The sequence below is a fragment of the uncultured Sulfitobacter sp. genome (genome assembly GCF_947499945.1).
Taxonomy (GTDB): domain Bacteria; phylum Pseudomonadota; class Alphaproteobacteria; order Rhodobacterales; family Rhodobacteraceae; genus Sulfitobacter.
Genome location: NZ_CANMQD010000001.1, coordinates 248,817 through 267,778, shown reverse-complemented (window position 1 = coordinate 267,778; position 18,962 = coordinate 248,817). Strand labels below are relative to the sequence as shown.

General features: G+C 57.7%; 16 protein-coding genes. 7 read left to right on the top strand and 9 right to left on the bottom strand.

All coding sequences use genetic code 11. From position 1 onward, the window contains the following. Positions 1-32 precede the first annotated feature (32 nt). From Q0775_RS01320 to Q0775_RS01310, 3 genes are all read right to left on the bottom strand, one after another. Positions 33-1,034: an ABC transporter permease gene (locus Q0775_RS01320; protein WP_298857404.1), complete on the bottom strand. Its 1,002-nt coding sequence runs from the start codon at positions 1,032-1,034 to the stop codon at positions 33-35. Then, positions 1,027-2,094, bottom strand: coding sequence for an ABC transporter permease (locus Q0775_RS01315; protein ID WP_298857401.1), 1,068 nt, complete (start codon positions 2,092-2,094; stop codon positions 1,027-1,029). Before Q0775_RS01315 ends, Q0775_RS01320 begins: the two co-directional genes overlap by 8 nt. Before the next feature lie 106 nt (positions 2,095-2,200). Further along, positions 2,201-3,922: a peptide ABC transporter substrate-binding protein gene (locus Q0775_RS01310; RefSeq protein WP_298857399.1), complete on the bottom strand. Its 1,722-nt coding sequence runs from the start codon at positions 3,920-3,922 to the stop codon at positions 2,201-2,203. A gap of 351 nt (positions 3,923-4,273) precedes the next feature. On the opposite strand from Q0775_RS01310, the gene Q0775_RS01305 reads away from it, so the two are divergent. The 6 genes from Q0775_RS01305 (at position 4,274) to Q0775_RS01280 (ending at position 11,749) form a co-directional block, all read left to right on the top strand. Then, a complete protein-coding gene (locus Q0775_RS01305; RefSeq protein WP_298857397.1) occupies positions 4,274-6,106 on the top strand; it encodes an ABC transporter ATP-binding protein in 1,833 nt (610 codons plus the stop codon). 5 nt (positions 6,107-6,111) lie between these two features. Further along, a complete protein-coding gene (locus Q0775_RS01300; RefSeq protein WP_298857395.1) occupies positions 6,112-6,819 on the top strand; it encodes an SDR family oxidoreductase in 708 nt (235 codons plus the stop codon). After that, positions 6,816-7,979, top strand: coding sequence for an acetylornithine deacetylase (gene argE / locus Q0775_RS01295; RefSeq protein ID WP_298857393.1), 1,164 nt, complete (start codon positions 6,816-6,818; stop codon positions 7,977-7,979). The genes Q0775_RS01300 and argE overlap by 4 nt, the downstream gene beginning before the upstream one ends. A 13-nt stretch (positions 7,980-7,992) precedes the next feature. Continuing rightward, positions 7,993-9,336 (top strand): FAD-binding oxidoreductase, encoded by a 1,344-nt coding sequence (locus Q0775_RS01290; protein WP_298857391.1) that lies wholly within the window; start codon positions 7,993-7,995, stop codon positions 9,334-9,336. 12 nt (positions 9,337-9,348) lie between these two features. Further along, positions 9,349-10,515, top strand: coding sequence for a M20 aminoacylase family protein (locus Q0775_RS01285; protein WP_298857390.1), 1,167 nt, complete (start codon positions 9,349-9,351; stop codon positions 10,513-10,515). Positions 10,516-10,585: 70 nt separating this feature from the next. Further along, positions 10,586-11,749: a M20 aminoacylase family protein gene (locus Q0775_RS01280; RefSeq protein WP_298857388.1), complete on the top strand. Its 1,164-nt coding sequence runs from the start codon at positions 10,586-10,588 to the stop codon at positions 11,747-11,749. A 77-nt stretch (positions 11,750-11,826) separates the two neighbouring features. Here the strand turns inward: Q0775_RS01280 and Q0775_RS01275 are convergent, their stop codons facing one another. From Q0775_RS01275 to moaA, 3 genes are read right to left on the bottom strand one after another with little or no spacing between them, the layout of a single operon-like run. Continuing rightward, entirely contained in the window at positions 11,827-12,867 is a 1,041-nt protein-coding gene (locus Q0775_RS01275; RefSeq protein ID WP_298857386.1) for a glycosyltransferase, read from the bottom strand. Then, positions 12,864-14,141 carry a 3-deoxy-D-manno-octulosonic acid transferase gene (locus Q0775_RS01270; protein WP_298857384.1) on the bottom strand — a complete coding sequence of 426 codons (1,278 nt, stop codon included), beginning with the start codon at positions 14,139-14,141 and terminating at the stop codon, positions 12,864-12,866. Before Q0775_RS01270 ends, Q0775_RS01275 begins: the two co-directional genes overlap by 4 nt. Before the next feature lie 5 nt (positions 14,142-14,146). Further along, complete coding sequence (moaA, locus tag Q0775_RS01265; protein ID WP_298857382.1) at positions 14,147-15,154, bottom strand: GTP 3',8-cyclase MoaA; 1,008 nt, start codon at positions 15,152-15,154, stop codon at positions 14,147-14,149. 56 nt (positions 15,155-15,210) lie between these two features. Between moaA and Q0775_RS01260 the strand changes: the two genes are divergently transcribed. Next, entirely contained in the window at positions 15,211-15,819 is a 609-nt protein-coding gene (locus Q0775_RS01260; RefSeq protein ID WP_298857380.1) for a hypothetical protein, read from the top strand. 95 nt (positions 15,820-15,914) lie between these two features. Here the strand turns inward: Q0775_RS01260 and Q0775_RS01255 are convergent, their stop codons facing one another. The 3 genes from Q0775_RS01255 to glmS are packed head-to-tail and all read right to left on the bottom strand — an operon-like array spanning position 15,915 to position 18,962. Beyond that, on the bottom strand, positions 15,915-16,592 hold the full coding sequence (locus tag Q0775_RS01255; protein WP_298857378.1) for a DNA alkylation repair protein: 678 nt from the start codon (positions 16,590-16,592) through the stop codon (positions 15,915-15,917). Continuing rightward, a complete protein-coding gene (locus Q0775_RS01250) occupies positions 16,585-17,142 on the bottom strand; it encodes a pyridoxamine 5'-phosphate oxidase family protein (protein ID WP_298857376.1) in 558 nt (185 codons plus the stop codon). The genes Q0775_RS01255 and Q0775_RS01250 overlap by 8 nt, the downstream gene beginning before the upstream one ends. Next, positions 17,142-18,962 (bottom strand): glutamine--fructose-6-phosphate transaminase (isomerizing), encoded by a 1,821-nt coding sequence (gene glmS / locus Q0775_RS01245; protein ID WP_298857374.1) that lies wholly within the window; start codon positions 18,960-18,962, stop codon positions 17,142-17,144. The genes Q0775_RS01250 and glmS overlap by 1 nt, the downstream gene beginning before the upstream one ends.

The following is an 18,962-nucleotide window of genomic DNA, read 5'->3' as shown; positions in this document are numbered from 1 at the left end:
CAAAGCCGTATGGTCAGTCTTATTCCGCTGTCTCAGCGTCCGCGGATCCGCGGGTCAAGTGCGTCGCGCAGGCCGTCACCGAGGTAGTTCACGCTGAGCACGGTGATCGAAATGAGGATACCTGGCAGGATCACACGCTCGGGGTATTCCTGCATCCGCTGTACAGCATCGGCAAGTAGCTTGCCCCATGTGGGGAAGTCGGAGGGGAAGCCTACGCCGAGGAAGGAAAGTGCACTCTCGGTGATGATCGCCGTGGCGAGGCCAAGGGTGGCCGACACCATGATCGGCGAGATTACGTTGGGCAGCAAATGGCGGAAAATGATATGACGCGGCGTTGATCCGATGGAGCGGGCGGCGAGGATAAACTCGCGCTCTTTGAGTGCCAAAATATCGCCGCGCACGATACGGGCGGTTTGCATCCACGACGTGAGCGCGATGACCGAAACGATGAGGACAAACATGCCAGACTCGGGGCTGCCGAAGGCAGACGTGAGGGGCTGACGGAAAAGTGTCACAGCCAGCAATACCAACGGCAGGATCGGCAAGCTGAGGAACAGATCAGTGAGGCGCATCAGGACGAAATCAGCACGTTTGAAATAGCCCGAGGCCACGCCAACAGCAGTACCAATCACCAGCGACAGGATCATCGCGGACCAGCCCACAGCCATGGAGACGCGGCCGCCATAGATCATCTGGGCAAGGATATCGCGGCCAAGCTGATCGGTGCCAAAGGGATGTGCCCAGCCTGCTTTTGCGCCACTCTCCCAAAGGAGGGTATAGATCGGGCGCCAGTTCTTGTTTCGGATGTCGAGTTTGGTCGGTTCAAGCTGCCACAGGTAGGGGCCGAGCAGCACGCCGAGCGTGATGAAGAGCAGAAACCCGCCCCCCCAAACTGCGCCGCGGTGCTTGCGGAACTGGTCCCAAACATCGCGCCACTGGCTGCGTGGGGGCTTTGATGGTTCTTTGTCTTTGAGTGCGCCATAGAGTTCCAGATCGGCTTCGATTGGGCTGGCGGGAATGGCTTGCTCAGTCATAGCGGATCCTTGGGTCAAGAACGCCGTAGAGGATGTCGGCGATGAGGTTAAACAGTACGATGAGGATCGCAAAGATGAAGGTGAGTGTCATGACCATGGGCAGGTCATTGGCGAAAAGGGCGGTCAGCAGGAGCTGGCCGATGCCGTTCACCTTGAACACGTTTTCGGTAATGATCGCGCCGCCAAAGATCGCAGGCATTCCGAGGGCGATGATGGTCACCACAGGGATCATGGAGTTGCGCAGCACGTGGACCATGACGACGACACTCTCGCTCAGTCCCTTGGCGCGGGCAGTGCGCACGTAGTCCTGATTGAGGTTGTCGAGCATGGCAGAGCGCATGTAGCGGCTGATCTGGGCCGTGGTTTGCAGGGCCAGCACCATGACGGGCATGATCATTTGCAAAAACTGCACTTTGAAGCTTTCCCAATCGGTCACGACATGCGTGGTGTCATAGATCGAGGGCAGCCAGCCAAGGGTCACGGAAAAGATTACGATGAGCAGAGGGCCTGTGAAGAAGGGCGGAATGGAAAACCCGACCATGGTGACAAATGTACCGGCTTGATCGAACAGCGAATAATGACGGTAGGCGGAGTAGATGCCGATCGGGATCGCGATGAGGATACCGACCACATAGGACAGACCCACAACCCAAAGCGTTTGCGGCATCCGCTGCATAACGATGTCCATCACGGGAGAGCGGGTTTGCCAGCTGATGACGCGCTGTTTTTGCACCAGTTCGCCAGTGACTGCGTCCACAGTCATGGAAAGCTGGGTGTCGGGCAGCCAGCCAAAAAAGAAGCTGTTGGCGGTCCAGTGATCGATCAGGACCATCGGTTCCACGACAAAGAATTGCTCCAGCCATTTGAGATATTGTATATGCACAGGCGCGCCAAGGCCGAGTGCTTCGCGCATCTTCTGCTTTACCTCTGGCGGAACGGTCAGGGGGACCTGCGCCATCGGATCACCTGGGGCGAGTTGCAGCAGCATAAAAATCACGAGGCTGATAAATAAAAGCGTCGGAATGGATAGAAGCAGTCGACGGATGGTGAAGTTCAGCATCTAGCGGCGCCTTTGTTGATCAGTCTTATGGAGTTATGGGAAATGGGCGGGGTTTCCCCCGCCCATAGTGGTTAACGGTAGGGCGGGGAGGACCCCGCCACAACCATTAATCCTTGATGCGGTACCAATCTGCGGCATTCCACAGCTCGGAGTCCCATGTGTTCAGCACAACACCACCAAGAGAGTTGGAGTGCGCGGAAACGCGGGCACGGTTGACCAGCGGCACAATTGTCATCGTGTCTTTGGTGACCATGTCGTTCAGCTTGCGACCGATCTCGCCGCGCTTTTCCAGATCGCCTGTTGCTGCCAGCTCATCGAGCAGGGCGTCATAGGCGGGGTCACAGAAGCGGTTGATGTTTTCACCCTGCCACTGGCTGTCTGGCTTAGGCTCGTTGCCGCAACGGTAGGCAGACAAGTAGGACTGTGGGTCCGTGCCATTGAACGTGTTCGCATACATTTCTACATCTGCGTAGAATTTCTGGAACGTGTCAGGGGAGCCCGGGTCACCGCCAAAGAAGACGGAACCGTCAAGATTGCGCAGCTCGGTTTCAACACCGATTTGCTCCCACCAGTCTTTGATCAACGCCTGGAAATCCTGACGCACAGCGTTTGTGGATGTCTGGTACAGGATGGACAACTTTACGCCGTCTTTATCGCGTACACCGTCGCCGTCGCTGTCTGTCCAACCGGCTTCGTCAAGCAGTGCTTTTGCACCATCGAGGTCTTGGACCAAGCACTCTGTGTTGTCGGAGTTGTAGAGCGCGGGCGCTGGGACGAGGTTACATGTCGGGCGACCGGCCTTGCCGTAGCCAACTTCGGTCAGCAGTTCGCGGTCGATTGCCATGGACAATGCTTTGCGCACTTTGAAGTCAGAGAGGAAAGGGTGTGGTTCTGCTACGGTGGAACGTGTTTCCGGCGGCAGATCAGGTGACGGGTTCGTCAGGTTCATTTCCAGACGCTCAACCAGTGGACCAAAGCCCGCGATTGCAACGCCTTTGCCTGCTTCTTCCATCTTGGCAATCACGTCGGGTGCCAGCTGGAGGTTCCATGCATAGTCAAACTCGCCTGTTTCCAGAACAGCGCGACCCGCACCAGCAGCATCGCCGCCACCTTTGAACGTCATGCTTGCGAAGGCAGGCTTGCCCTCCATGCGGAAGTTCTCGTTTGCGGCCAGCGTGATTACGTCGTTTGGACGGAATTCTGTAACCTTGAACGGGCCAGTGCCGATCGGGTTAAAGTTGGCTTCGGTACATTCGGGTGCTTTTGCACCAAGGCAGTCCGCGAACTGTGCGGCCTGAATGATGGGGCTCTCACCGCCAACGAAGGGGCCATAAGGATTTGGCTTTGGGCCTTCAAAGGTGACTTTAACAGTCAGCTTGTCGACGGCTTCAACGCTTTTTACGCCGTCAAACTTTGCGCCCTGTGCGCAACCGCCTTCGGGGTGCATACAGTATTCGGCAGTAAAACGGACATCTTCGGAGGTGAAGTCGGACCCGTCTGACCACTTGAGGCCATCAGTGATTTTCCATGTGATCGTTGTCAGATCTTCGGAAACACCACCGTTTGCGACTGTGGGTACTTCGTCAACGAGCCATGGCACCATTGCGCCAGTCTCGGTAAAGCGCGCAAGCGGCTCTACGATCAGTGAAGCGGATTCAACATCCTTCGTGCCGCCCGAAAGGAACGGGTTCAGGATTGAAGGCGCCTGCCAATACAGGACCTTAACGTCGCCATCGCGGCCACGCTCGCCTGAGTGGCCATCGGCAAATGCCATTGGCGCCAGAGCGGTCAGTGCGACGGCTCCGAGTAGGGTGGATTTCAAAGTCATAAGGTACTCCAGGTTGGACATGCGTTAGCATGCAGTATCACCCAACTTATGTGGGCGTTTATGGTGTCGCTCGGGAAGTGGGGTTAGGTGCACCGTACGAACAGTCATTTTTCAACGCCAAATCATACTTTGATGTCCACGACCCCCAGAGCGCGTGACAGGATCAAAACATAAGCAGAGAAAATTGCAACCCTCTCGGTGGGGCAGCGATGATGAAAAACAGTGCAGCTTAAGTTTTGTGCAACCTGTCATTGTATGCGGCAGCGCAGAGCGTTTGACCTGCGCTGTGCGCGGCGATAGCGTACCTCTCAAGGATGCAATGACCTGCGTCACCACTCTGAAAGGATTGCCATGCTTGATCTCTCTGACACAGCGCCGATTGCCCAGATTCAGGGACTTCGGGTGGAGTTTCAGACCAAAGACGGTCCTGTAGTCGGAGTTGAGGATGTCTCGTTCGATATAAAACCGGGTGAGACGGTTTGTGTTGTGGGAGAATCAGGTTCGGGTAAATCGGTTTCGTCGCTGTCGCTCATGCGCTTGGTAGAATATGGCGGCGGTGAGATTGCAGGGGGCAAGATGCTCTTTGATCGCGGGCAGGGGGACGAGGTTGATCTGGCCCGTATGCCGCCTGACAAAATGCGTCAGATCAGAGGCAACGAGATCGGAATGATCTTTCAGGAGCCGATGACGGCGCTGAACCCTGTATTTACAGTAGGCATGCAGCTGACCGAGGGGTTGCGCCTGCACAAAAGCATGACCAAGGCGCAGGCCGAGGCGCGCGCACTTGAACTGATGACGCAAGTGCGCATCCCCGAACCGGAAAAGCGGCTGACCCAATATCCGCACGAATTGTCGGGCGGTATGCGCCAGCGGGTTGTGATTGCTATGGCGCTGGCCTGTGAGCCGCGTCTGCTCATCGCGGATGAGCCTACGACCGCGCTCGATGTGACCATTCAGGCGGAAATTCTGGCGCTGATGGACCGCCTGAAGCGGGAGACCGGTACGGCGGTGATGTTCATCACCCACGACATGGCGGTGGTGGCACAGATGGCCGACCGTGTCGTCGTCATGTTCCGCGGCAACAAGGTCGAAGAGGGAACCGTTGAGGAAATCTTTGAAAACCCTCAGCATCCTTATACCAAGGCGCTACTGGCAGCGGTGCCAAAGCTGGGCGAGATGACGGGTAAGGATTATCCCGAGCCGATGAAGCTGCTCGGCTCGGAAGATAAGCCCATTGTGCCGATAAAGGGCACGAATGAAGTGCTACTGACCGTCAAAGGGCTCACGACGCGGTTTGCAGTGACAGGCGGGTTCTTCCGCCGTACGGTTGCGAATGTTCATGCGGTTGAGGACCTGAGTTTCGAGATCAACAAAGGACAGACTTTGAGCCTTGTGGGCGAGAGTGGTTGCGGCAAATCTACGGCGGGGCGCTCTATCTTGCGGCTGGTTGATCCGCTTGCGGGCGAGATCAATCTGGGCGGCAAGGACATCATGGCGCTCAACCCAAAAGACCTGCGTACAGCGCGGCTTGATATGCAGATGATTTTTCAGGATCCTTTTGCCTCGCTCAATCCGCAAATGAACCTTGCGGATCAGGTGGCCGAACCGATCCATAATTTCGAGACGCTCAAGGGTAAGGCTGTGGGCGAGCGGGTTGAGATGCTGTTTGACCGCGTCGAGCTGCCGCGCAGTTTCATGCGCCGCTTCCCGCACGAGCTGTCTGGTGGTCAACGCCAGCGGGTCGCGATCGCGCGGGCTTTGGCCCTGAACCCCAAGCTGATCATCGCCGATGAAGCGGTGTCGGCGCTGGATGTGTCGGTTCAGGCGCAGGTCTTGAACCTGATGATGGAATTACAGCAGGAAATGGAGCTGTCCTTCCTGTTCATCTCTCACGATATGGCGGTGGTCGAACGGGTCAGCCACCATGTCGGCGTTATGTATCTGGGGCGCATTGTTGAGCTGGGACCGCGCCGCGAAGTGTTCGAGAACCCTGCACATCCCTATACCCAAGCCTTGATGAAGGCTGTGCCCATCGCGGATCCGCGCAAACGCAAGGCAGAGAAGGATTTGAACTTCAAACCGATTCCGTCGCCGATCCATCCTGTAACTTATAAGGCCGAGCCAAGCGTTTACCGCGATCTGGGCAATGGGCACAAAGTGCTGATTACCGACAGCGGATATTAAGCGTTATGCAAAGCCCTGTCAGGAAAGTCGCCCTTGTGACGGGCGCTGCACGGGGGATAGGGCGGGCGATTGCCGCATCACTTGGTGCCGATTACGCAGTGGCGATCACGCATCTGAAAACTGCGCCGGAGAGTTTTCCTACGGGTGTTCTGGTGATACAGGCGGATTTGCGTGATCCGCGGAGCTATGCGCGGATTGTGGATGCCGTCATGGAGCGTTTTGGCCGCCTTGACCTGATTGTGAACAATGCAGGCACGATTACAGGCTCCCCCGTTAACGAGTTTAACCATGACGTACTGCGGGAAGCCTTCGACGTGAATGTGCTGGCGCCGCATGGCTTGCTTGGGGCAGCCTTGCCGCATATGGCGCGGGGGGCATCGGTGATTGGTATATCGTCTGTCAATGCTGTGCTGCCACCAAAAGGGGCCGCAATATACGGCGCAAGTAAGGCCGCTCTTGATCTCTGGACACGTGCCATGGCCAAGGAGTTGGGACCACGCGGTATTCGCGTGAATGCTGTGGCACCCGGGGCAGTAAACCTCCCCGAGGCACCCCGCGATACAGAGCTGACCAAAGCGTTTGAAGAGATGACAGCGCTTGGCCAATTGGCAGAGCCATCAGATATTGCAGATGCAGTGTGTTTTCTGGCAAGCGATAAGGCACGTGCCATTACCGGTGAAGTTCTCACCGTTTCAGGAGGATACCGACTATGACTGACCGTCTTACCCCGCTGGAGCTGATGACCAAGCTTATCAGTTTTCCCACCGTGTCCCGTGATACCAACATCCCGCTCATTGACTGGGTTGATGAGTATCTGGGCAGTCATGGCATCACGGCCCACCGCTACATCGACCCAGACCAGCCGAAGCACGCGCTCTTTGCCCATGTGGGGCCTGAGGTCGAGGGGGCGATTGTACTGTCTGGGCATACGGATGTTGTGCCTGTGGACGGGCAGCCGTGGGACACTGATCCCTTTACGGTGGTCGAGAAGGACGGTAAATACTACGGGCGCGGCACCTGCGATATGAAAGGTTTTGATGCGCTGGCCTTGTGGGCGCTGGTCGAGGCGCATTACGCGGGGGTCAAACGGCCCCTACAGATTGCGTTCAGCTTTGATGAGGAAGTCGGGTGCACGGGTGCACCGCCGATGATTGCCGCGATGCAGGGCTTCTTGCCAAAAGGCAGTGCTGTGATCGTGGGAGAGCCGTCTACGATGCAGGCGGTGACCGGTCACAAAGGCGGTAGCGGGTTTAACACCCATGTGATCGGGTTTGAAGTTCATTCCTCACTGCTGCACACGGGCGTCAATGCGATCATGGCAGGGGCCAAGCTCATCGAGTGGGCCAACGAGCAAAACACCGCTAATATGGCGGCGAAACCGTCCGAGTTGGCTGCGATGTTTGACCCGCCTTTTACCACTGTGCATGTGGGCATGATCGAGGGGGGCACAGCGCATAATATCACGGCCAAGGATTGTCGATTTGCCATGGATTTTCGTGTGGTGCCGGGCGAGGATAAAGAAAAGTGGAAGATCGATTACCTTGAAAAAGTGCGCGAAGTAGAGAAGGCTATGCAGTCAGTCGTGCCAGAGACGCGGATCGAGATCACGCCGCGCTTTGACGTGCCAGCCTTGCAGCCCGAAGAGGATGGCGAGGCCGAGACACTGGTGCGCCAAATCACAGGCGACAATGCCAGCCACAAGGTGAGCTATGGCACGGAAGCAGGCCAGTTCCAGCAAGCAGGCTATAGTGCTGTGATCTGCGGGCCGGGCGACATCGCCCAAGCACACCAGCCAAACGAGTTTATCGAAATTGACCAATTCAACGCGGGCCACACTTTTATGCAAAAGCTGGTAGAGCGGCTTTGTCTCTAAGGGGGATAAGCTGATGGCGGGCTTTCCAATCACCATGAACCAGCCGCCACGTTATGTGGGGGCTTTGCCCGATGCAGTAGACCTCGTGGTGATTGGCGGCGGCATTATTGGCATTTGCACAGCACTTTTTGCGGCGCGGGGCGGAGCAAAAGTGGTTGTGCTGGAAAAGGGGTTGGTGGCTGCCGAACAGTCGAGCCGTAACTGGGGCTGGATAAGGCAGCAGGGCCGCGATCCTGCGGAAATCCCGATCATGAGCGAGGCGCAGAGGATATGGGAGGACCTGTCGCGCGAGACAAATGCGCAGATCGGCCTGACCCAAGCGGGTGTGACCTATTTTGGCCGCGATGACGCGGCGGTAGAGCGCTATGAGGAATGGCTGCCCCATGCTGCTGCGAACGGGCTAAGCAGCAAGATCATCGGTGCAGCGGAACTGACGCGCATGTTTCCTGACATGGCCGAGAAACCGCTGGCTGCGCTCTATACGGATACCGATTACCGGGCGGAGCCTTGGGTCGCGGTGCCTGCACTCGCCGAGATCGCCGTGCGCGAGGGTGTGTACATCGTCGAGCAATGCGCGGTGCGGTGCTTGGATATTGTTAATAAAAAAGTCGCAGGTGTGGTGACCGAAAAGGGGCGTGTTGCAGCACCGCGTGTGGTGCTGGCTGGTGGCGCATGGTCGTCGCTGTTCTTGCGCAACCATGGCGTGGCCTTGCCGCAGCTTTCCGTGCGCTCTCAGGTTGCGGCGACTGAGCCTTTGGCGGATGTGGGCCAAACCGCGGCATCGGCGTCAAAGCTTGCATTTCGGCGGCGCAGCGATGGGGGATATACACTTGCGCCCAAAGGTCCGTCCGAACTGTTTGTCGGGCCTGATGCCTTTCGCGCATTGCCCAATTTTATCAACCAACTGCGGCTTGACCCTTTCGGCTGTTTGCTGAAACCCTATGCGCCCAATGGGTTTCCCGACGCATGGGGGACCAAGCGGCGGTGGGCTGCGGATGAGCAGACCCCATTCGAGCGGATGCGCATTCTTGATCCCAAACCTGTGCCAGCCAAAATGGCAAAACTGGCGCGTGACTTTGCGACGTTATTCCCAAAATTGGGTGAGGTGAAACTCAAGGCGACATGGGCGGGTATGATCGATACCATGCCCGATATTGTGCCTGTGGTTGATCACACGCCAATTGAGGGGCTGATTGTCGGGACGGGAATGAGCGGCCATGGATTTGGCATTGGGCCTGCGATGGGGCGCATCCTCGCTGATCTGGCGGCGGGGCGACCTGCAGAGCATGACATGAGCCGTTTTAGATTCAACCGGTTTACCGATGGTACAAAAATGGTCCCCGGACCGGACGTTTGAAGAGGATATTCCATGCCGATCAAGAACCGTTTTGCCGAGATGCACGCCGAGATAACCGGATGGCGCCGCCATTTGCACCAATATCCCGAATTGCAATTCGACGTGCATGAAACTGCCAAATTCGTGGAGGAAAAGCTGCGCAGCTTTGGCATCGCTGACATCACCACGGGCATTGGCCAAACAGGAGTGGTGGCCGTGATTGAGGGGCGCACCAACAGTTCCGGTCGCACTGTGGGCTTGCGGGCGGATATGGATGCGCTGCCGATCGAGGAGGCGACGGGGCTTGAATATGCCTCCAAGAACCCCGGTAAGATGCACGCCTGCGGACATGACGGGCATACCGCGATCCTGCTGGGGGCCGCGCAATATCTGGCAGAAACGCGAAACTTTGACGGGCGCGTGGCGCTGATCTTCCAACCTGCCGAAGAGGGCGGCGGTGGCGGCCTTGAGATGTGCAAAGACGGGCTGATGGAGCGTTGGGGGATTAATGAAGTCTACGGTTTACACAATATGCCTAGTGCAGAAGTGGGAAGTTTTCACATCCGCGAGGGTGCACTGTTGGCCGCCACAGATGAGTTCGAGATTATTATTACGGGTCAGGGAGGCCATGCAGCAGCCCCCCATGAGGCGATTGACCCTAATCTGGCAGCGGCCCATGTGATTGTGGCGCTGCAGTCCATCGCGAGCCGTAATGTGGACCCGTTGGCACAAGTCGTTGTGTCGGTCTGTGTGCTCCGCTCGGACAGTGAGGCGTTCAACATCATCCCCCACCGCGTCACGATGCGCGGCACTGTACGAACATTGGACAAGGACGTGCGCGATTTGGCGGAGCGGCGGCTGGGAGAAATTGTGGACCTTACCGCGCGTGCTCATGGCTGTGTGGCCGAGATCGACTATGACCGCGGATATCCTGTTACTGTGAACCATGCAGATGAGACTGTTTATGCGGCAGATGCTGCCGAGGTCGTCAGCCCCGGTGTGGACCGCACAACGCCGCCTATTATGGCGGGCGAGGACTTTTCCTATATGCTCGAAGAGCGACCCGGTGCCTATATCATGCTTGGCAACGGGGGCGGGGCCACGGTGCATCATCCCGAATATAACTTTAACGATGACGCTATTCCTGCGGGCTGTTCGTGGTTTGCAGAACTGGTCGAGCGGCGGATGCCTGTAGCGTGACGTCATACCCTCTGGTGGTGGTCCAAAGGCTGCGATAGGCTTTTCAAAACCATCACCAAAGGACGCCCTCATGCCCGTTAAAAACCGATTTGCCGAATTGCACAGCGACATCACAGCGTGGCGTCGTGATTTGCACGAGCATCCCGAAATTCTGTTCGAGACGCACCGCACCTCGGCCACGGTGGCCGAGAAACTACGCTCTTTTGGCTGTGATGAAGTGGTTGAGGGCATTGGGCGTACAGGCGTGGTGGGCGTGATCAAGGGCAAAAGCACGGGATCGGGAAAAGTCGTTGGCCTGCGGGCCGACATGGACGCGTTGCCAATCCATGAGGAGACGGGGCTGGAATATGCCTCAAAAACGGACGGCGCGATGCATGCCTGTGGACATGACGGGCATACAGCTATGTTGTTGGGCGCCGCGCAATATCTGGCGGAAACGCGGAATTTTGACGGAACTGCTGTGGTGATTTTCCAGCCCGCCGAAGAGGGCGGCGGCGGGGCCAAAGTAATGTGCGATGACGGGATGATGGACCGTTGGGGGATTCAGGAAGTCTACGGCATGCACAACTGGCCCGGCATGCCAGCGGGGAGTTTTGCGATCCGTCCGGGTCCGTTCTTTGCAGCGACTGACCTGCTCGATATCGAGATTGAAGGCCTTGGCGGGCATGCGGCCAAGCCGAACGAGACTGTGGATACAACTGTGGTTGCGGCCCAGATCGTTGGCGCCTTGCAAACGATTGTGAGCCGAAATGCTGATCCGGTGAAAACGATTGTTGTGTCTATCACCTCCTTTGAGACGTCATCACATGCCTACAACGTGATCCCGCAAAAGGTTCGCCTCAAGGGGACAGTGCGCACTATGACGCCTGAGCTGCGCGATCTGGCGGACAAGCGGGTGAACGAGATTTGCACAGGTGTGGCGGCGGCAATGGGGGCTGTGGCGCGTGTGACGTACAACCGCAACTACCCCGTTATGGTCAACCACGAGGCGCAGACGGAATTTGCCGCTGATGTGGCGCGCAGCATCTCTGGTGACTGCACCGAAGCGCCTTTGGTGATGGGGGGCGAGGATTTCGCCTTCATGCTCGAAGAGCGGCCCGGAGCCTATATTCTGGTGGGCAATGGCGACACGGCCATGGTGCATCATCCGCTCTATAACTTTAACGATGATGTGATCCCGGTTGGATGCAGCTGGTGGGCGGGGATTGTCGAACAAAGAATGCCTGCCGCGTAACCTTGGGCCACTCCATGCGTACCCTGCGGGACTTAAGTTTAACTGGCAAAGTAAAGGTGGGCCGCAGTTTGTGCGGCTCAGCTTTTTTTGAGAAGTCGGCGATAGAGAGTGATTAACTCTGCCGCTTCGCGCTCGATCGAGAAGTGTTCGGCTACATGGGGGCGGGTGTTTTTGGCCCAGTCTTTGATCGGACAGGGCGGCTCGAACGCTTCGCATATTGCGTTTATGAGCTCCGCAGGGTCGTCAGTATCGACGAGCAGTCCTGTTTGCGGTGTGACGATCTGCTCGAACGCACCCACACGTGTAGCGATTACGGGAACGCCGCAAGCCATCGCCTCGATCGGGGTGAGGCCGAAGCCTTCTGAGCGCTGGGGCGCGACATATAGGTCCAGCACGCGGTACCAGTCTGCCATGTCCTCAACGGGGACTTCGGGCAAAAAGTGGAAGTGGTCGGTCAGTCCTGTTTTTGTAACCTCGTCCTTGATTGATTGCAGGAACTTCTCATCCTTTGGCACGGCGCGGCCCATGATCAGGGCATGAGTGGGCAAGCGTTTGTTCACGCCTGCCATTGCTGTGGCAAACACGTCTGTCCCCTTGGATCGGCGGATGCGCCCGTAGCAGCCGATCAAGATTCCCTCGACGGGCAGGCCCAGCTTGGCCCGCAAGGCGGCGCGGTCGGGTGCGGGGGCGTAGCCCTCCAGATCAATGCCGTGCATGATGACGGTTGCGGGGTTTTCGAGATAGCCGGCGGTTTTGTCCGAAGTGGCGACCACTGCATCCATGCGGCGAATGAGCCAGCGGGTCAGCTTTGTCTGTTTGCGCTGGGAGGCAGAGGTAAAAACCAGCTTTAGATTTTTGCGCAGGAGGTATTTCAGCGCGAGCCCGCCGATCATCTCGACGTTGCGCCGCGCATGCCAGACACGCGCAGGGCGGCGGGGCATTGTAATGAGCGCGTGCAGCGGAATTTGGGGGACGTGCTCTGGGAGGACAGGGCCGGTGGCGACGATGCCAATGTCTCGAGCCTGTATCGGCACCAGCCGTACGATTGTGGCTGTCACCCCCGACAGACGCTTTTTGAAATTTGGTGCGATGACTTGGACGTTTGTAAAATTGGTCATCTGAGGTCCAGCGCATTGATAAGGCGGGTGGCAATAGAATCAAGCTTTTCGGTCTGTTCGGATGCAAAGGCTTGCGCCGCTTTAATCGCTTTTTCCCGCGTCTGCGCATCGCTCAGCAGCATGTCGACTTGGGCCGCGAGGTCGTCCGCACCGGCCACAATTCGTGCCGCACCTACGGCTTCCATTGCCGAAAATGTCTCGGCGAAATTGGAGACATGATTGCCAGAGAGGACTGTGCCACCTGATTGCGCTACCTCGAAGGGATTGTGTCCGCCGATGGGCAGTAAGGACCCGCCGAGGAAGACAACTGGGCTGAGCGCATACCAACTGCCCAATTCGCCTAATGTATCGGCGAGATAGACGGCCTTGTCGGGTAGATCGCCACGGCTTCGGCGGGTGTATTCCATGCCAGTATCTGCAATGCGCTGCACCACCTCTGTACCGCGTTCAGGGTGGCGTGGGATGAGGATGAGGTGAAGATCGGGGCGCGTTTTGAGCAGTTTTTTATGGGCTGCCAGCACAGTCTGCTCTTCGCCTTGATGGGTGGAGGCGGCGATCCAGACTGGGCGATGGCCTAATGCGGCGCGCGCCTCGAAAATTAAATCCTCGTCGTGCGGAAGGGGCCCAGCGAAGGATTTGAGGTTCTGGCCGCGCGCCACGCGGGGGGCGGGGGCTTGGATGCGCACCATCGCCTCTGCCATTGCGTCATTCTGGGTCAGGATCAGGTCGAAGACGTCGAGAATATAGGCGGCGAGTTTGGGTCGTTTTGCCCAAGAAGCGATAGATTTTTCAGAAAGCCGTGCATTGACCAATGCCATCTTTGCACCCGTGGCGCGGGTACGGCGCAGCATCTGCGGCCAAAGCTCGCTTTCGACAAAAACGGCTGCGTCAGGGTGCCAGTGTTTGAGAAAACGTTTTAGGGGGCCTGGCGCATCGAGAGGGGCAAATTGATGGGTACTGCGCGGCGGTATGCGCTGGGCGATCAAGGCGGCCGACGTCGCCGTGCCCGAGGTGATCAGGAAATGTGCATCGGGCAGGGCCACACCCATGCGGGTGATGAGCGCCAGCACTGACAGGCTCTCTCCGACGGAGGCGGCGTGAAACCAGATGAGGGTGCCGTAAGGGCGCGGTTCTGTCGCGTTGCCAAGGCGCTCATGGGCGCGGTGGGCAGGGACATCAGCGCGGCGCAGTTTTGCAATAGTGCTTCGGGCGGCAAACGGCACAAGCAGCATGCTCAGCCCGACATAGGCAGTGTACAACAATGGTGCGCGCATGGGCCTCAGCCGCCTGTGTGGCTCATGTGGCGGGGCATCTGACCGTCGAGTTTCTGGCGCGAATAGTCGAAATCATGGCCCTTGGGCTTAAGGTTGATGGCCGCGCGAATGGCATCCTCCAGCGGGCCGTTATCCTCGGGATGGGCGCGCAGGGGGGCACGCAGATCGGCGCTGTCTTCTTGGCCCAGACACAGATAAATTTCCCCCGTGCAGGTCAGGCGCACGCGGTTGCAGCTTTCGCAGAAATTATGGCTCAGCGGCGTAATAAAGCCAATCTTTTGGCCTGTCTCCTCAAGGCGCACATAGCGTGCAGGCCCGCCGGTTTTCTCGGCCAGATCGGTGACGGTGTAATGCTCCGCGTATTTGGCGCGCACGTCCTTGAGCGACCAGTATTGACCGATGCGGTCCTCATTGCCGATGTCGCCCATGGGCATAACTTCGATCCATGTGAGGTCCATGTCGCGCTCGGCGCACCATTCGGTGATTTGGGCAAGTTCCGGCTCGTTAAAGCCCTTGAGCGCAACTGCGTTGATCTTGACCCGAAGGCCCGCCGCTTGCGCCGCATCAATCCCACGCAAAACCTGGGGCAGGCGGCCCCAACGCGTGACTTTGGCAAACTTCGCCTCATCAAGTGTGTCGAGCGAGATATTCACCCGCCGCACACCTGCCGCATAAAGATCGGCGGCATACTTTTCCAACTGGCTGCCATTGGTGGTCAGCGTCAGCTCTTTTAGCGCACCCGAATCCAGATGCCGCTTCATTCCGTCAAAGAATGTCATGATGCCGCGCCGGACAAGCGGCTCTCCGCCTGTGATGCGCAGCTTTTCCACACCCAGTCCGATGAAGGTGGAGCACATGCGGTCCAGCTCTTCGAGCGTAAGTAATTCCTTCTTTGGCAGGAATGTCATGTTCTCCGACATGCAGTAAACACAGCGGAAATCGCAGCGGTCCGTGACGGAAACGCGCAGGTATGTGATGGCGCGGGCGAAGGGGTCTATCAATGGAGCATTCATGCCTTAGTGGTATAGAGGGCAGGTGCCCTGAGCAAGTCTGATTTGAGGGGGTTGGAGTGGCGCAAAAGCTGGACTACAAAAGCGCCATGACATGTAAATTAAAGCTCATCACCGCCCTTGTGGCATCCACGGCACTTACGGCCTGCGCCCAACTTGGCTTGGGTCAACCCAATGATGTAGGCACCCCTGCGCAAGCGGCAGAACAGGCCGTCACAGAAGCGGCTGCCGCTGCCGAAACGGCTGCTGCCCTTCCTGCGGCGACTGCCGCTGATGTTGCCGCTGTGCCTGTGGACCCCAAATTGACTGCCGCGCCGAAACCGCCCAAAGCGGCCAAAACGCAAGAGGCGCTGGACACAACAACTGCCGAGCAGCGCAAAGAGGCCGCAGCCCCAGCAGCTCCCGCTGCAATTGCCAAATCACTTGGAACAACTGTCGCCAGTCTAGGTAGCCCGACAGAGCCGGGGTTCTGGCTCAAAACGCCATTGGTAAAGTCGGAAACAAAGGGGCGCGTGACAAACAAATCTAACGGGAAATCCTCTGCCGTTACACTGATCCCGATCGATGGTCCCGTCACAGGCGGCAGTCGCTTGTCCCTGCCTGCCATGCGGGTGATCGGCGCGTCTGTGACCGACCTTACCGAAATCGAAGTCACCTTGGGCGGTTAGAAGATCAAACGAAAAAGGGGGCGTGTCCAATTCCACGCGCCTCTCTTAATTTTACCTATTAAATCAATCTGATGCCCCGTCCTCTAGGGGAGGGGTTATTTTAGCAGACGCACCGCTTCTTTGCGTGCAAACGGCTTCATCGCTTCGCCGTGAGCTGCGATAAAAGTCCGAACCCGTTCGGGATCATGCTTACCCAAATCACGCAGCCACCATGCTATGGCTTTCTGGATAAACCACTGCGGGTCTGCGGCATAGGTTGCGGCCCAGCCCAGAACACGCTCACGCACTTCGAGATCGGCAGGCTTGGGATTGTTCATCTTGGTCCACGGCAGCGTGATCACCAGTGCTGCGCGGCGTGTCCACATATGCTCTGAGCGGGTCCAGCCTTCCACGCGCTCGATACGCGCAGGATCTGCGACCAGACGTTTTGCGCCCGCGGCACATGCATGATCGGCAATCGCCCAGCTATCAAAATCGCGATACCATGTGGCGATAAGCTGCCATGCGGCCTCATCCCCCTCGCGCATTCGCGCTTGCGTCAGCATTTTGGCAGCAGCGACGCGGGCCTCGTAGATGTTGGTCCGCCAAAGACCATCGGCGATGGTTACGCGGTCCTCAACAGAAAGCTCCTCGCGCCATTGCTTGGTCAGATCGTTGATTTGCGGGTTTGTCAGGCCGAGATATTCGCGGTCAACCTTGTGATACTCTCGCATGCCTGCCGCGCGCTCGGGATCGGCGAGGGCGGTCAGTGCCGAGAGGTAGGGTTCATGCATTGGGGGTATCTTTCACGATGTGGGTGGGCATTCCGTCGATTGTCTCGCGGTTGCGGGTGTCCCAGTAGGTTTCAATGCCTGACTGGCCTTTATCTTCATTCCATTTCGCTAACACATCCCGCTCGCCAGCGTAATCGAAGAAAGGCACCGCAAAGCCACAGCTGGTCTGAAGCATCTCGACGCTCATGTCATAAAACTGCCGTGCGCCCAAGGCAGGCGGGAAGTGGGCGGCAGCCTCATCAAACCCTGCGTCGCGCGGATGCAACGTTTTAGCCGTGCCATATGCACGCATGATCATAGGACGTGCTTCAAATCCGCACCACATGAGGGTCATACGGTTGAGACGCGCCAGATGGCCTGCGGTCTCGTTGCCAGATCCTGTCAAGTTGCGCCAGATGATGCGATTGGGGCTGATCACACGTAGGCTGTCCATCCCTTTGGGCGAAATATTGACCCGCCCATCAGGTGCGGCAGAGCCGCAAAAGAACACATGTTGCGCTTCTATAAAGCTGCGGTGGTCGTCGCTGATGGCGTTAAATTGCTTGGCCATTACTCCACAGTCACAGATTTGGCGAGATTGCGGGGCTGGTCCACATCTGTGCCTTTGGCCACTGCCGTGTGATAGGCAAGAAGCTGGGCGGGGATCGCATAAAGGATCGGAGCCACGGCATCAGATACATCGGGCATCTCGATCGTGTCCCAGACGCCTTGGCTTGCCTCGTTCAGCCCTTCACGGTCGGAGATCAAAATGACCTTGCCTTTGCGTGCCATTACTTCTTGCATGTTGCTCACCGTCTTATCGAACAGGTTGTCACGGGGCGCCAAAACGACCACAGGCACCTCCTCATCAATCAAAGCAATGGGGCCGTGCTTGAGCTCACCTGATGCGTAAGCTTCGGCATGTATGTAGCTGATTTCTTTTAGTTTAAGGGCACCTTCATGGGCGAGGGGGTACAGAGGTCCGCGCCCAAGGAAGAGCACGTCACGGGCGTTGGCAAGCTTGCGCGCTGTCTCGCGGATAGCATCGCTTTGGTCCAGCGCCTCTGCCATAAGCGCAGGCAGGCGGCGGAGTTGTGCGAGGTGGTCCTGTCGCTGCTCTTCGGTGATTGCACCACGGTCTTCGGCAGCTTTAAGCGCGAGCAGGAACAGCACGGTAAGCTGGCATGTGAACGCTTTGGTAGAGGCCACGCCGATCTCGACACCGGCGTGGATTTGCAAGGCCAGATCGCTTTCGCGGGCGATAGACGATTCAGGCACATTGACGACGGACATGATCTTATCCGCCTTGCCCGTACAATAGCGCAGAGCGGCGAGGGTATCTGCCGTTTCGCCAGATTGGCTCACAAATAGAGCAACGGAACGCGCCGGGATCGGTGGCTCACGGTAGCGGAACTCGGAGGCGACATCCACTTCAACGGGCAGGCGGGCGATTTGCTCGAACCAGTATTTCGCAGTGAGGCAGGCGAGGAAAGCAGTGCCGCAGGCGACCATGGTGATCCGGTCCACATTGGCGAAATCAATTTGCGGATCGGGTAGGCGGATTTTTCCCGATTTGCTGAGATAGTGGCCCAAAGCTTCTGCGATCACTGTGGGTTGCTCGGCGATTTCTTTTGCCATGAAATGTTTGTGGCCCGCTTTATCAACGCGCGTGGCGCTGATCTCGATTTTGCGGATCTCGCGATTTACGGGCTGTCCTGTGGCGTTGAATACGGATGCGCCAGCACGTGTGAGGATCGCGTAATCCCCTTCTTCAAGATAGCTTATGCGATCGGTCATGGGCGAGAGCGCAATAGCGTCAGAGCCCACGAACATTTCGCCATCGCCATAGCCAATGGCCAGAGGGGAGCCTTTGCGGGCTGCGATCATTAGATCGCCTTCCCCGTCAAACAAGAAGGCCAGCGCAAAGGCACCGTGCAACTTGCTGAGTGTTTTGACGGCTGCATCTGTGGGAGACAAGCCTTCTGCCATGTAGTGCTGTGCCAGCATGGCGACAGTTTCGGTATCTGTATCGGTCACGGGCGTAAGGCCGTATTCGGCCAGCTCGATGCGCAAATCGCGGAAGTTCTCGATGATGCCATTGTGCACAACGGCGACGGGTCCGGCCTGATGCGGGTGTGCGTTACCAACATTCGGCTCGCCATGTGTGGCCCAGCGGGTATGGCCGATACCTGATTTGCCTGCCAATGGGTCGTGGACCAGCAGATCACCGAGGTTGACCAACTTTCCCACCGCACGCCGGCGGTCAAGTGTACCTTCGTTTACCGTGGCAATACCTGCGCTGTCGTAACCGCGATATTCAAGGCGTTTGAGCGCCTCCACCAGAATGGGCGCTGCTTCGTGGTTGCCCAATACCCCTACAATTCCGCACAT

Excerpts from the sequence above, each read along its gene's own strand:
- Q0775_RS01315 (WP_298857401.1), bottom strand. The coding sequence starts at position 2,094 with ATGCTGAACTTCACCATCCGTCGACTGCTTCTATCCATTCCGACGCTT.
- Q0775_RS01300 (WP_298857395.1), top strand. The coding sequence starts at position 6,112 with ATGCAAAGCCCTGTCAGGAAAGTCGCCCTTGTGACGGGCGCTGCACGG.
- moaA (WP_298857382.1), bottom strand. The coding sequence starts at position 15,154 with ATGAATGCTCCATTGATAGACCCCTTCGCCCGCGCCATCACATACCTG.
- Q0775_RS01255 (WP_298857378.1), bottom strand. The coding sequence starts at position 16,592 with ATGCATGAACCCTACCTCTCGGCACTGACCGCCCTCGCCGATCCCGAG.
- Q0775_RS01270 (WP_298857384.1), bottom strand. The coding sequence starts at position 14,141 with ATGCGCGCACCATTGTTGTACACTGCCTATGTCGGGCTGAGCATGCTG.
- Q0775_RS01250 (WP_298857376.1), bottom strand. The coding sequence starts at position 17,142 with ATGGCCAAGCAATTTAACGCCATCAGCGACGACCACCGCAGCTTTATA.
- Q0775_RS01310 (WP_298857399.1), bottom strand. The coding sequence starts at position 3,922 with ATGACTTTGAAATCCACCCTACTCGGAGCCGTCGCACTGACCGCTCTG.
- Q0775_RS01280 (WP_298857388.1), top strand. The coding sequence starts at position 10,586 with ATGCCCGTTAAAAACCGATTTGCCGAATTGCACAGCGACATCACAGCG.
- Q0775_RS01290 (WP_298857391.1), top strand. The coding sequence starts at position 7,993 with ATGGCGGGCTTTCCAATCACCATGAACCAGCCGCCACGTTATGTGGGG.
- Q0775_RS01275 (WP_298857386.1), bottom strand. The coding sequence starts at position 12,867 with ATGACCAATTTTACAAACGTCCAAGTCATCGCACCAAATTTCAAAAAG.
- Q0775_RS01305 (WP_298857397.1), top strand. The coding sequence starts at position 4,274 with ATGCTTGATCTCTCTGACACAGCGCCGATTGCCCAGATTCAGGGACTT.
- glmS (WP_298857374.1), bottom strand. The coding sequence starts at position 18,962 with ATGTGCGGAATTGTAGGGGTATTGGGCAACCACGAAGCAGCGCCCATT.
- argE (WP_298857393.1), top strand. The coding sequence starts at position 6,816 with ATGACTGACCGTCTTACCCCGCTGGAGCTGATGACCAAGCTTATCAGT.
- Q0775_RS01320 (WP_298857404.1), bottom strand. The coding sequence starts at position 1,034 with ATGACTGAGCAAGCCATTCCCGCCAGCCCAATCGAAGCCGATCTGGAA.
- Q0775_RS01285 (WP_298857390.1), top strand. The coding sequence starts at position 9,349 with ATGCCGATCAAGAACCGTTTTGCCGAGATGCACGCCGAGATAACCGGA.